This is a genomic window from Pseudomonas sp. FDAARGOS_380, assembly GCF_002591235.1.
Lineage (GTDB): Bacteria > Pseudomonadota > Gammaproteobacteria > Pseudomonadales > Pseudomonadaceae > Aquipseudomonas > Aquipseudomonas salmasensis.
In genome coordinates this window covers 1556139-1569501 of the sequence record NZ_CP023969.1, presented here as the reverse complement: position 1 = coordinate 1569501, position 13363 = coordinate 1556139, and the positions used below count along the sequence as shown (strand labels likewise).

Below are 13363 nucleotides of genomic sequence, written 5' to 3'. Positions count from 1 at the left end.
CGGTGAAATCGTAATGATCGTAGAGCTGGAAAACTGCTTGGGAAACCGGGATTTTTTTCACCTCTACTATCCCGACGCGACTCAACACTCTCTCACCACCCACCAAACGCACAAAAAAGCCCCAGATCTCCCGACCTGAGGCTTTTTCATTCCAAATCTGGTGCACCCGGCGGGATTCGAACCCACGACCCCTGCCTTCGGAGGGCAGTACTCTATCCAGCTGAGCTACGGATGCTTGTGCGGGCGCCATCATACCCATGTCGACCTGATGCGTCCATTCCGGCATTTCCCCCGCCCCTTGTCGTCCATTTCCGACAAAAAATGGCTAATTGCCACCCTCATTCACAACTCCCCGCGCCGCACGTCCCTTTGTTTGCTTTGCTCTTGTGGCTTTACACCGCTTCCACACCGCAATTCCTCAGGTGAACGCATGCACTCCAAAGGAACCGTGATGCTCGATCTCCCGCTCAGACAAACCCTGCTGGCTCGCTCCGATTTGTTTCGAGGTATGCCGGAGCATCTCTTACGCTACGTGGCCACCCATATGGTGGAGCGCACGCTGGATGATCGTGAGCTGTTGTATTTCAAGGATGACACCCTCGCGTTCATTGCGCTGGTGGTGGAGGGCCGGATGGCCGCGAGCAGATTATCGGCAGTACCGGGGCTGTTGCCGTGTATGCGTTTGATCTGAAAGATGAACCAGATGCGCCATAATCGTTCTTTTTTTCGAACAGACTATTGCCCTGTACCCCCATTGATCCTAGGATTCGTTTGAGATTTCAAACGCTCTGTCTCCCGTGCGCCTTTCACCTATCCTGGCGTGCTGGACTGATTTCCCTGACGGCAGCCCCAGGCTGATGCCATGTAGGAGCGAGCTTGCTCGCGAAAATCGTTAACGATGACGCCGCGTTTCTGGTTTTACGCGGCGCCTTTGAATTTTTCGCCAGCAAGCTCGCTCCTACAAAGACATCGCCCACAAGGCGCCTTTCAACAACTCTAATTCGCTCCGCGTGCGCGCGGTGCTGTTAAGGAAAGCCGACATGCAGCTTAAAGACACCCAGTTGTTCCGCCAGCAAGCCTTTATCGATGGCGCTTGGGTCGAGGCGGACAATGGTCAAACCATCAAGGTCAACAACCCAGCCACGGGCGAAATTCTCGGCACCGTGCCGAAGATGGGCGCCGCGGAAACCCGCCGCGCCATCGAAGCCGCCGACAAGGCCCTGCCAGCCTGGCGCGCACTCACCGCCAAGGAGCGCGCCAACAAGCTGCGCCGCTGGTATGAGCTGCTGATCGAAAACCAGGACGACCTCGGCCGCCTGATGACCCTCGAACAAGGCAAGCCGCTGGCCGAAGCCAAGGGCGAAATCGTCTACGCTGCCTCCTTTATTGAGTGGTTCGCCGAAGAAGCCAAGCGCATCTATGGCGACGTGATCCCCGGCCACCAGCCCGACAAGCGCCTGATCGTGATCAAGCAGCCTATCGGCGTGACCGCAGCCATCACCCCGTGGAACTTCCCCGCCGCGATGATCACCCGCAAAGCCGGCCCGGCCTTGGCCGCTGGTTGCACCATGGTGATCAAGCCCGCCTCGCAAACCCCGTTCTCGGCCCTGGCCCTGGTTGAGCTGGCGCACCGCGCCGGTATCCCCAAAGGCGTGCTCAGCGTAGTCACCGGCAGCGCTGGCGACATCGGCGGCGAGCTGACCAGCAACCCCATCGTGCGTAAATTGTCCTTCACCGGCTCGACCGAAATTGGTCGCCAGCTGATGGCCGAATGCGCCAAGGACATCAAGAAAGTTTCCCTTGAGCTGGGCGGTAACGCGCCGTTCATCGTGTTCGACGACGCCGACCTGGATAAGGCCGTCGAAGGCGCGATCATCTCCAAGTACCGCAACAACGGCCAGACCTGCGTCTGCGCCAACCGCCTGTACATTCAGGATTCGGTGTACGACGCCTTCGCTGAAAAGCTCAAGGTGGCAGTGACCAAACTGAAGATCGGTAACGGCCTGGAAGACGGCACCACCACCGGCCCGCTGATCGACGAAAAAGCCGTGGCCAAGGTGCAGGAACATATCGCTGATGCCCTGAGCAAAGGTGCCAAGCTGTTGGCCGGTGGCAAGGTGATGGAAGGCAACTTCTTCGAACCGACCATCCTGGTCGACGTGCCGAAAAACGCCGCCGTCGCCAAGGAAGAAACCTTCGGCCCGCTGGCGCCACTGTTCCGCTTCAAAGACGAAGCCGAAGTGATCGCCATGTCCAACGACACCGAGTTCGGCCTGGCCTCCTACTTCTATGCCCGCGACCTGGGCCGTGTGTTCCGTGTGGCCGAGGCCCTGGAATACGGTATGGTCGGCGTCAACACCGGGTTGATCTCCAACGAAGTGGCGCCGTTCGGCGGCATCAAGGCCTCGGGCCTGGGCCGTGAAGGCTCCAAGTACGGGATCGAGGACTACCTGGAAATCAAATACCTCTGCCTGGGCATCTAAGGCACGGGATTGCAGTAAACGCAGAGGGCACGAGAGCGCTGCCCCTTTGCGTGTTTTACATGGTTATTCGCAGTGGCCGGGAAAGCTGTGGCAGTCGATCATCGCATGCTGCCGTAGTTGCCTCCCCGCCACCTATCCTTGAGCCACGCCGCCCGATGAGCGGCGAATGAGGACTTTATGAGCAAGACCAACGCATCCCTGATGAAACGCCGCGAAGCCGCTGTACCGCGCGGTGTCGGCCAGATTCACCCGATCTTCGCCGACTCCGCGAAGAACGCCACCGTGACCGACGTTGAAGGTCGCGAGTTCATCGACTTCGCCGGCGGTATCGCTGTGCTGAACACCGGCCACGTGCACCCCAAAATCATCGCGGCCGTGACCGAGCAACTCAACAAGCTGACCCACACCTGCTTCCAGGTATTGGCCTACGAGCCCTACGTAGAAGTGTGCGAAAAAGTCGCCGCCAAGGTGCCGGGTGATTTCGCCAAGAAAACCCTGCTGGTCACCACCGGTTCTGAAGCGGTAGAAAACGCCGTGAAGATCGCCCGCGCCGCCACGGGCCGTGCCGGTGTAATCGCCTTCACCGGTGCTTACCACGGCCGTACCATGATGACCCTGGGCCTCACCGGTAAGGTGGTGCCTTACTCGGCCGGCATGGGCCTGATGCCAGGCGGCGTGTTCCGTGCGCTGTACCCCAACGAACTGCACGGTGTGAGCGTCGACGACTCCATCGCCAGCATCGAGCGTATCTTCAAAAACGATGCCGAGCCGCGTGATATCGCCGCCATCATCATCGAGCCGGTGCAGGGCGAGGGCGGTTTCTACGTCGCGCCGAAAGCCTTCATGAAGCGCCTGCGCGAACTGTGCGACAAGCACGGCATCCTGCTGATCGCCGACGAAGTGCAAACCGGTGCTGGCCGTACCGGTACCTTCTTCGCCATGGAACAGATGGGCGTTGCCGCCGACCTGACCACCTTCGCCAAATCCATCGCGGGCGGCTTCCCGCTGGCCGGTGTATGCGGCAAGGCCGAATACATGGACGCCATCGCCCCAGGCGGCCTGGGCGGCACCTATGCCGGTAGCCCGATCGCCTGCGCTGCGGCCCTGGCGGTGATGGAAGTGTTCGAAGAAGAGCACCTGCTGGACCGCTGCAAGGCCGTGGGCGAGCGCCTGGTGACCGGCCTCAAGGCCATCCAGGCCAAGTACCCGGTGATCGGCGAAGTGCGTGCCTTGGGCGCGATGATCGCGGTCGAGCTGTTCGAAGACGGCGACACCCATAAGCCAAACGCTGCCGCTGTTGCTTCCGTGGTGGCCAAGGCACGTGACAAGGGCCTGATCCTGCTGTCCTGCGGTACCTACGGCAACGTATTGCGCGTACTGGTGCCGCTGACCTCGCCGGACGAGCAGTTGGACAAGGGCCTGGCGATCATCGAAGAGTGCTTCTCCGAACTCTGACACGCCCGTTCCTACGAAAAACAAAAAAACCGCTTCGGCGGTTTTTTTGTGCCTGCTTGATGTACGCACGCAGCCGCATTGTCTAAGGTGCAAGCATTGCCGATGGAGCGTGCTGGATGACTGCTGTTGATTTACCCGCTGTACCCCGAGTGTTAATCGCCGAAGCAGACCCTTGGTCGCGGGACCTGCTCAAGCAAGTGCTGTTGAATGTGCGCTGTGACGCGCGGCTGGATGTGTGCGCCGATGGGCAACACGCCGCCACGCTGTTGGGCGAAAAAACCTATGACCTGATCCTGGCCGATTGGGAGCTGCCGGGCGTGGATGGCCTGAGCCTGCTGCGCAGCGTGCGCCAGAAGCGCCGTTCGCTGCCGTTTATCTTGCTGAGCAGTCGCAATGACAGCGCCAGCGTGCGCGAAGCCTTGCCCCTGGCACCCACCGCTTACCTCACCCGCCCACTGAACATGGAAAGCCTGACCCAGCGCTTGCAAGACCTGCTGCTCAACGAAGGCGAAAGCGTGTACTGCGAGATCCCACCGCTGGCGCCGGGCATGACCTTGCCCGCCTTCCTGGAGCGACGTCGCGAGGTCTGCGATGGCGCGCCGCTGCGCGTGGATGTGAAAGCCGCCGTGCAACGCAGCCTGGGGCCCGAAGGCCTGGACCTCAAGCAGTTGGAAGACCAGGTACACAGCGACCCGCAAATCACCGCCGTGCTGATCGCCGCTGCCAACAGCGCCGGCTACCACGGCACGCCGGTGCAGACCCTGCCAGAAGCCCTGCATAAATTGGTGCCCGGCCAGAGCATGAACCTCATCCTCGGCCTGGCGCTCAAGCACAACGTGGTGTTGGGTGACCCTGGGCTGGTGGCCTACGCCGAGCGGCACTGGCAACTGTCCCAGGACAGCGCCGACTACGCCCGGCGCCTGGCGCGCATGCTGGAGCTCGATCACCAGCGCTGCTACAGCGCCTGCATCCTGCACCGCTTGGGCGACCTGGCCTTGTTGCGCTGCCTGGAAGACTGGCGCCAGGGCGGCGGCGCCCTGGATGACCAAACCATCGGCGAATCCCTCGACGCCTTTGGCGCCGCCTACGGTTCGGCATTGCGCACGCGTTGGCGCTTGCCGCTGGAGTTGCGGCAGTTGATCGCGGGGATCTATTCACTGGAAGGCGGGGTGTATTCGCGCGAAGCCCTGGTGGTGAACCTAGCGGTGCAAATGGCGCGGCTGACCGAGCACGAAGGGCTCGAAGAACTGGCCGGCAGCAAGACCGCACGGCTGCTCAAGGTAGGCCTGCCGGAACTCACCCGAGTACGCAAAACCTGAAACACCCACCGAACACCTGTAGGAGCGAGCTTGCTCGCGAAAAACGTCAACGATAACGCAGGCTTCCTGAATAAACGCGGCGCCTGTGAGTTTTTCGCGAGCAAGCTCGCTCCTACAAAAGGGTGTGTTAACCGGCGATAACGCGGTTCTTGCCCTGGCGCTTGGCCTCGTACATCGCCGCATCCGCCCGGGCAAACAGGCTGTCGAGGGTGGAGTCATCTTCGCGCAGGCCGGCCAGGCCCTGGCTGACGGTCACATTGAATTCATGCCCCTCATAGCTGAACACCAACGCCTGAATCTCCTTGCCCAACCGTTCGGCCACCTGCAGGGCCATCTCCGGTGGGCAACCCGGCAGCACAGCAGCAAACTCTTCGCCACCAACGCGCCCGAACAGGTCGCCACGGCGCAATACTCCGCGACCGCTCTCCGCGATGCGCCGCAGCACCTGGTCGCCTTCCAGGTGGCCGTAGGTGTCGTTGATGTCTTTGAAATCATCGATGTCCAGCAACAGGAACGCCAGCGGCGTGCCTTGCGCGCAGGCATTGTCGAACGCCTGGTTGGCGAGTTCGAAGAAGTGTCGGCGGTTGCTGCTTTGGGTCAGTACGTCGGTGGTGGCGAGGCGATGCAGTTCCAGCTCAAGTTGCTTCTTTTCGGTGATGTCTTCGGCGATGCCCACCACGATCAGCGCTTCACCGGGCACCACCTGCTGGTTGATGTAGCACTTGTCACTCAACCAGCGGATCTGCCCGTCAGCGGTGATGATGCGGTACTCGCGGTCCTCCACGGCACCCTGTTCCAGCACCCGGGCCAGGCTGTGCTCGGCGTAGTCGAGGTCTTCGGGGTGGACGCTGTTGCGCCATTCACGGTGGTCGGCCAGCAGCAGGCCGGCGGAGCGGCCAAACAGGCGTTCGTAGGCCGGGCTCACATACAGCACGCGGCGTGTTTCCCAGTCGATGGCCCAGAGCACGGCGTTCACGCTGACCAGCAGGGAGCTGAGCAGTTGCTCGCGCTCACTCAGCCGCTCGACTTCACCTTGAGCATGCATAAGCGCCAACAGGGTCGCCGCCGCGGCCGGGCGCGGCGGCTCTGCGGTGGGCACATCGGGCAGGCTGGGCTTTTCGTGAACCATCGGTACAACTCTCTCTGGGCGCGCCGCAGGGTGCAAAAGCGGTCACTACAAGGGGTCACCATGATGGCGAAGTGTTCTTTGAGAGAGGGGAATTGCGGTGAAGTTCCGTGAACGGCGTGGATTGACGGTGCCCGGAAAATGGCGCCAAAAAGCCAGTGCGTGGGAGGGCGAGCCCTCCCACGGCGCCCTTACGCCGCTGTAGGACGCAACGAGTAAGTCTTCAACTGGTGGGCAAAATCGCGCAGGGATTGGATGCCGCTGGCCTCGGCTTCATGCACCCATTCCTTGATCGCGGCCAGCATATCGTGGCCGTTGGAACTGGTCTTGAGCCAGATCTGCTGCAGCGCCAGGCGCTTTTCGTAGATCACGGTCAGGGCATGGCTATGTTCCAGCATGCTCTGGATGCGCAGGTGGTGGCGGTCTTCCAGCAAGCTGGTTTCCCGCGACAGCAGGCGCTTGGCGCGGTGGAACTGGTGGCGTACCGAATGATCGACCTTCTCCAGCTCCTGCTTGACCAGCGGGCCAATCACCAACTTGCGGTATTGGGCCATGATCTGGAAGCGGTTGTTGAGGATCGCCATGGCGGTGTCCATGTCCAGGCTGCCCTTGCCTTCGACGCGGTGGGCGATGGGCGCCACCCGCTGCACCTTGGCCAGGCGCAGGAAGCTGAACACTTTGATCCAGGCCCAACCCAGGTCGAACTCCCACTTCTTCACCGACAGCTTCGCTGAGTTGGGGTAGGTGTGGTGGTTGTTGTGCAGCTCTTCGCCGCCGACGATGATGCCCCACGGCACCAGGTTGGTGGCGGCGTCACGGCATTCGAAGTTGCGATAGCCCACGGCATGCCCCAGGCCATTGATCACGCCGGCGGCCCAGAACGGGATCCACATCATCTGGATCGCCCAGATGGTGATGCCGATGGTGCCGAACAGCAGCAGGTCAATCACGCCCATGAGCGCCACGCCCAACAGCGGGTAGCGCGTGTAAAGCTTGCGTTCGATCCAGTCGTCCGGGCAGTTCTTGCCGTAGATGCGCAGGGTCTCGGGGTTTTCCGCCTCGGCGCGGTACAACTCGGCACCTTTGCGCAGCACGGTGGACAAGCCCTTGATCACCGGGCTGTGCGGGTCATCGACGGTTTCGCACTTGGCGTGGTGCTTGCGGTGGATGGCGGTCCACTCGCGGGTGTTCTGCGCCGTGGTCAGCCACAGCCAGAAGCGGAAGAAGTGTTTAAGGCCGGCATTGAGCTCAAGCGAGCGATGGGCCGAATAACGGTGCAGATAGACAGTGACCCCAATGATGGTCACGTGGGTCATCAACAGCGTGACTGCCACCAGTTGCCAGGCGGACAGATCAAGAAAACCGTTGTACCACATAGGCTGTATGGCCCTCAGATAAAGTGAAAAACAGCACCCGCATTATCACTTCCTTTGCAGATAAAACCAGTCACCGTTTCATATAAGACTTACAAAGTGTTTCCTACTCTATAATCCGGAGTCTTTGTAGGGCGATTCTGGTTATTTAGTAAGGATTACTAAGCATATGCTGTTTTCATACCGAGGTGCCCTACGTGCGGGGTTGGTGTACCTGCTGGTTTCCATCCTTTGGCTCCAGCTCAGCCATTACCTATTAATCAACTTTATCGATGAACCCTTGGAGCTGGGGCGCTGGCTGCAGGCGCGCGGTTATGTGTGGGTCAGCCTCAGCGCGTTGCTCATTTACTGGATAGGCCGGCGTTTTGCCCGTGCCCACGCGTTGCAGCAACCCCTGAAAGAGAACCGCGAGCGCCTGCGCCAGGCCGCTGCGGTGTTCGATTGCACCCGTGAAGGGGTGCTGGTCACCGATACCCAGGGGCTGATCGTGCACGTCAACCGCGCGTTCATGGAGATCACCGGCTACCAATGCGAAGACGTGATGGGCCAACGCCCAAGCCTGTTCAAGTCCGGGCGCCACTCGGCGCATTTCTACCAGCAAATGTTCCAGGCCCTGGAAAGCACCGGCGAATGGAGCGGCGAAATCTGGAACCGACGAAAAAGCGGCGAGGTGTACCCCCAGTGGCAAACCATCCGCGTGATTCACGATGACCAGGGCAAGGTCAGCCACTACGTTGCGGTGTTCTCGGACATCAGCGCCATGAAGAACTCCGAGCACGAATTGGCGCACCTGGCCCATCACGACCCGCTCACCGACCTGCCCAACCGCCTGTTGTTTACCGATCGCGCCGAGCAGGCCCTGGCCTCAGCGCAGGTGCATAAGCGTGGCTGCGCCCTGCTGTTGATGGACCTGGACCACTTCAAGATCATCAACGACAGCCTGGGCCATAACGTCGGCGATCAATTGCTCAAGCTGGTGGCCGAACGCCTCAGCGGCCTGTTTGGGCCGGGGGTGACCCTGGCGCGCCTGGGGGGCGACGAATTTGCCGTGCTGGCCGAAAGTTGCCCACAGGTGGTGCAAGCGGCGGCCTTGGCGCAGCGCATGCTCAACGCCATGAAGGATCCGTTCATTTTTGACGGCAACCAGCTGTTTATCAGCGCCAGTATCGGTATCAGCCTGTTCCCCAGTGACGCCCTCAGCGCCGAGCAACTGCTGCGCAACGCCGATTCCGCCTTGTTCAAAGCCAAGAGTGCCGGGCGCGAAGGTTACGCGTTGTATACCGAAGAGCTGACGGCCCATGCCCAACACCGAGTGGAAATCGCCGGTGAGCTGCGCCGCGCCCTCGATCAACATGAGCTGCGCGTGTATTACCAGCCGGTGCACGACCTGCACGACAGCCGTTTGGTCGGCGTTGAAGCACTGGTGCGCTGGCAGCACCCGGAACGCGGTCTGGTGCCGCCGGGCGAGTTCATCCCTATCGCCGAGCGCACCGGGCTGATTGCCGACATCGATGCGTGGGTGATGGACCAGGCCTGCCGCCAGATGTGCCAGTGGCTGGCCGACGGCGCGCCGCTGAGCTTTATCGCAATCAATGTCTCCAGCCGCCTGTTTGCCCGGCGCGAGCTGTATGAGCAAGTCGCCCAAGTGCTGCACGCCACGGGGCTGGATCCGGCCTTTTTGGAGCTGGAAGTCACCGAGAGCGCCGTGATGGACGACCCGGAAGTCGCCCTGGAGCAACTGCACCGCCTGCGCGAACTGGGCCTGCGCCTGGCCATCGACGACTTTGGCACCGGTTATTCCTCATTGCTGCGCCTCAAACGCCTGCCGGTGCAGAAGCTCAAGATCGACCAGGGCTTTGTGGCGGGCTTGCCGTGGGACGAAGACGATGCGGCGATTGTGCGCGTGGTGATCGCCCTGGCCAAAAGCATGGGCATGCAGGTGCACGCCGAAGGCATCGAGCAGGTGGAGCAGGCGCGGTTCCTGCTGGATCAGGAATGCGACATGGGCCAGGGGTATTGGTTTGGACGGCCGATGCCGGCTGATGAAATCGACTGGACCCGAGCCCCTCTGATCCGCCAGGACTGACTCGGTCAATGTGGGAGCCGGGCTTGCCCGCGAAGGCGATGTGTCAGTCACTGCAGGTGTTACTGCACCACCGCTTTCGCAGGCAAGCCAGCTCCCACAGAGGTTCTGCGGCGCCGGTGTGTGTGCGTTTTTTCTGCCGAAACCCTTGCAACCCCATGCCCTATCAGAAAATTCTTTCTGGTTATATAAACATTCTTAAATAGTATTTTTAAGAATATCCGCGCTTATCTACTATCGCCCTCACGCCGCAAGCAGTGCCGCCACTGCCAGGCACTACTCATTTCAGGAGCGAGACCATGAGCGCATCTCTACGTAGCGTTGACGGCCAGGACGAAGCAGCCATTTTGCGTGAAATCCAGAGCGCCCTGCGCGACCTGCGGTTTGGCGCGGTGGAAATCACCGTGCACAACGCCCAAGTGGTACAGATCGAACGCAAGGAAAAATTCCGTCTGCAGAACCCGGGCAACAAACCCGCCTAAGAACACGTCACCAGTAGGAGCGAGCTTGCTCGCGAAAAACGCCAACGATAACGCAGCGCATCAGGTTTAACGCGGTGCTCCTGGGTTTTTCGCGAGCAAGCTCGCTCCTACAGGGTTGCGCCAACATACAAGAATTTCAGGAGCTTCTATGTCGTCGATTCGCCGTTATGCCTTGGCCGCATTGGCCAGTGCCGTGTTTGCCGGTTCCGCCGTTGCCAAGGACTACGAGTTGCTCAACGTTTCGTACGACCCCACTCGTGAGCTCTACCAGGACTACAACGCTGAGTTCACCAGCTTCTGGAAACAGTCCCACCCCGGCGACAACGTCAAGATCCAGCAGTCCCACGGTGGCTCGGGCAAGCAAGGCCGGGCGGTGATCGATGGCCTGCGCGCCGACGTTGTCACCCTGGCCCTGGCCGGCGACATCGACGAAATCGCCAAGCTGGGCAAAACCCTGCCGGAGAACTGGCAGACCCGCCTGCCGGACGCCAGCACGCCGTACACCTCCACCATTGTGTTCCTGGTGCGCAAGGGCAACCCCAAGGGCATCAAGGACTGGGGCGACCTGATCAAGAAAGACGTGTCGGTGATCACGCCCAACCCGAAAACCTCCGGCGGTGCGCGCTGGAACTTCCTCGCCGCCTGGGCCTACGGCCTCAAGGCCGGCGGCAGTGAAGCCAAGGCCCAGGAATACGTCAAAGAGCTGTTCAAGCACGTGCCGATACTGGACACCGGCGCGCGCGGTTCTACCATTACCTTCGTTAACAACGGCCAGGGTGACGTGCTGCTGGCATGGGAAAACGAGGCGTTCCTGGCCTTGAAGGAAGACGGCGGCGCCGACAAGTTCGACATCGTCGTGCCGTCCCTGTCGATCCTGGCGGAACCGCCTGTGGCGGTGGTGGACAAGAACGCCGAGAAAAAGGGCAACACCGAGATCGCCACCGCGTACCTCAACCACCTGTACAGCCCGGCGGGCCAGGAGATTGCGGCGAAGAACTTCTACCGCCCACGGGATGAAAAAGTCGCCGCCAAATACGCCCAGCAGTTCCCGAAACTGGACCTGGTAACTATCGACAAAGACTTCGGCGGCTGGAAAACTGCCCAACCGAAATTCTTCAATGACGGTGGTGTGTTCGACCAGATCTACACGGCGCAATAACTACACCGATCACTGTAGGAGCGAGCTTGCTCGCGAAAAACTTCAAGGCACCGCGTGCAAACAGACTGCCCGCGTTATCGTTGACGATCTTCGCGAGCAAGCTCGCTCCTACAGGGGTCAGGAGAGCCCGCATTCATTTGCGGGTTTTGCATATCCGTTCCGCTAACCAAGGACTATTATGTCGCGTCGTATCTCCCCCGTCATACCCGGCTTCGGGCTGACGCTGGGCTACACCGTGGTGTACCTCAGCCTGATCGTACTCATCCCCCTGGCGGCGATGTTTGTACACGCCGCTCAACTCACCTGGGATCAGTTCTGGAACATCATTTCCGCGCCTCGCGTATTGGCGGCCTTGAAACTGAGCTTCAGCACCGCGCTGTACGCCGCGCTGATCAACGGTGTGATCGGCACGCTGCTCGCCTGGGTGCTGGTGCGCTACACCTTCCCCGGGCGCAAGGTCATTGATGCGATGATCGACCTGCCGTTCGCTCTGCCCACTGCCGTCGCCGGTATTGCGCTGACGGCGTTGTACGCACCCAACGGCCTGGTCGGCCAGTTTGCCACCGACCTGGGTTTTAAGATCGCCTACACCCCCCTGGGTATCACCCTGGCGCTGACCTTCGTCACGTTGCCCTTTGTGGTGCGCACCGTGCAGCCGGTACTGGCCGATATCCCCCGGGAAATCGAAGAGGCCGCGGCCTGCCTCGGCGCCAAGCCGTTGCAGGTGTTCCGCTACATCCTCGTGCCGGCATTGTTGCCCGCCTGGCTGACCGGCTTCGCCTTGGCGTTTGCCCGAGGCGTGGGTGAGTACGGTTCGGTGATCTTCATCGCCGGCAACATGCCGATGAAAACCGAGATCCTGCCCTTGCTGATCATGGTCAAGCTCGACCAATACGACTACCGCGGCGCCACCTCCATTGGTGTGCTGATGCTGGTGGTGTCCTTTGTCTTGCTGCTGCTGATCAACTTGTTGCAGCGGCGCATCGAACGTCCATAAGGAGGCGCGGAACATGTCCCAATCGTCTATTTCCGCCGCGTCCTCGGCCAACGCCGCCCGGCGTGGCAGCGCGACCTCGCGACGCATCCTGATCGGCCTTGGCTGGCTGGTGTTCGTGCTGTTCCTGCTGCTGCCGTTGCTGGTAGTGGTGTCCCAGGGTTTGAAGAACGGCCTCGGCACGTTCTTCACCGCAATCCTTGAACCGGACGCGTTGTCGGCGCTGAAACTCACGGTGATCGCCGTGCTGATTTCGGTGCCGCTCAACCTGGTATTCGGCGTCAGCGCCGCCTGGTGCGTGAGCAAGTACTCGTTCCGCGGCAAGAGCATCCTGGTTACGCTGATCGACCTGCCGTTCTCCGTCTCGCCGGTGATCGCCGGCCTGGTGTACGTGTTGATGTTCGGCGCCCAGGGCTTCTTCGGGCCGTGGTTGCAAGACCATGACATCCAGATCGTGTTCGCCCTGCCGGGCATCGTGCTGGCGACCATCTTCGTCACCGTGCCGTTCGTGGCCCGTGAGCTGATCCCGCTGATGCAGGAGCAGGGCACCCAGGAAGAAGAGGCCGCGCGCCTGCTGGGCGCCAATGGCTGGCAGATGTTCTGGCATGTCACCGTGCCGAACATCAAGTGGGGCCTGATCTACGGCGTGGTGCTGTGTACGGCGCGGGCCATGGGGGAGTTCGGCGCGGTGTCGGTGGTGTCCGGCCACATTCGCGGCGTCACCAACACGCTGCCGCTGCATGTCGAGATTCTCTACAACGAATACAACCACGTTGCCGCGTTTGCGGTGGCCAGCCTGTTGCTGATCCTGGCGCTCTTCATCCTGCTGCTCAAGCAGTGGAGCGAGAACCGAATCAACCGCCTGCGCAACAGCGCGGGTGAGGAATAA

Annotated in this window: 11 protein-coding genes and 1 tRNA gene; 9 read left to right on the top strand and 3 right to left on the bottom strand. The window is 61.0% G+C overall.

Annotation, left to right across the window (positions count from 1 at the left end; all coding sequences use genetic code 11):
* Positions 1–158: 158 nt before the first annotated feature.
* A tRNA-Arg gene (locus CRN80_RS07480) sits at positions 159–235 on the bottom strand.
* Positions 236–430: 195 nt separating this feature from the next.
* On the opposite strand from CRN80_RS07480, the gene CRN80_RS07475 reads away from it, so the two are divergent.
* The 4 genes from CRN80_RS07475 (at position 431) to CRN80_RS07460 (ending at position 5257) form a co-directional block, all read left to right on the top strand.
* Complete coding sequence (locus CRN80_RS07475) at positions 431–691, top strand: hypothetical protein (protein ID WP_138183502.1); 261 nt, start codon at positions 431–433, stop codon at positions 689–691.
* Positions 692–1040: 349 nt separating this feature from the next.
* The gene (gene gabD, locus CRN80_RS07470) at positions 1041–2483 is read left to right on the top strand and encodes an NADP-dependent succinate-semialdehyde dehydrogenase (RefSeq protein ID WP_098949874.1); all 1443 of its coding nucleotides are present in this window, start codon (positions 1041–1043) and stop codon (positions 2481–2483) included.
* A gap of 177 nt (positions 2484–2660) precedes the next feature.
* Complete coding sequence (gene gabT, locus CRN80_RS07465; RefSeq protein WP_014716416.1) at positions 2661–3938, top strand: 4-aminobutyrate--2-oxoglutarate transaminase; 1278 nt, start codon at positions 2661–2663, stop codon at positions 3936–3938.
* Positions 3939–4054: 116 nt separating this feature from the next.
* Positions 4055–5257, top strand: coding sequence for an HDOD domain-containing protein (locus CRN80_RS07460; RefSeq protein ID WP_098949873.1), 1203 nt, complete (start codon positions 4055–4057; stop codon positions 5255–5257).
* A gap of 127 nt (positions 5258–5384) precedes the next feature.
* On the opposite strand, the gene CRN80_RS07450 is transcribed toward CRN80_RS07460, so the two are convergent.
* Together CRN80_RS07450 and desA are read right to left on the bottom strand one after the other, a co-directional pair.
* On the bottom strand, positions 5385–6386 hold the full coding sequence (locus tag CRN80_RS07450; protein ID WP_032894198.1) for a sensor domain-containing diguanylate cyclase: 1002 nt from the start codon (positions 6384–6386) through the stop codon (positions 5385–5387).
* Between the two features lie 188 nt (positions 6387–6574).
* Positions 6575–7759, bottom strand: a complete 1185-nt coding sequence (desA, locus tag CRN80_RS07445; RefSeq protein ID WP_032894197.1) for a delta-9 fatty acid desaturase DesA — start codon at positions 7757–7759, stop codon at positions 6575–6577.
* Positions 7760–7925: 166 nt separating this feature from the next.
* On the opposite strand from desA, the gene dibA reads away from it, so the two are divergent.
* From dibA to cysW, 5 genes are all read left to right on the top strand, one after another.
* A complete protein-coding gene (gene dibA / locus CRN80_RS07440; protein WP_098949872.1) occupies positions 7926–9842 on the top strand; it encodes a phosphodiesterase DibA in 1917 nt (638 codons plus the stop codon).
* 296 nt (positions 9843–10138) lie between these two features.
* A complete protein-coding gene (oscA, locus tag CRN80_RS07435; RefSeq protein ID WP_010565387.1) occupies positions 10139–10321 on the top strand; it encodes a sulfur starvation response protein OscA in 183 nt (60 codons plus the stop codon).
* Positions 10322–10469: 148 nt separating this feature from the next.
* Positions 10470–11480: a sulfate ABC transporter substrate-binding protein gene (locus tag CRN80_RS07430; protein WP_003187562.1), complete on the top strand. Its 1011-nt coding sequence runs from the start codon at positions 10470–10472 to the stop codon at positions 11478–11480.
* Positions 11481–11658: 178 nt separating this feature from the next.
* The gene (gene cysT, locus CRN80_RS07425) at positions 11659–12477 is read left to right on the top strand and encodes a sulfate ABC transporter permease subunit CysT (RefSeq protein ID WP_032894195.1); all 819 of its coding nucleotides are present in this window, start codon (positions 11659–11661) and stop codon (positions 12475–12477) included.
* A 13-nt stretch (positions 12478–12490) separates the two neighbouring features.
* On the top strand, positions 12491–13363 hold the full coding sequence (gene cysW, locus CRN80_RS07420; protein ID WP_003187565.1) for a sulfate ABC transporter permease subunit CysW: 873 nt from the start codon (positions 12491–12493) through the stop codon (positions 13361–13363).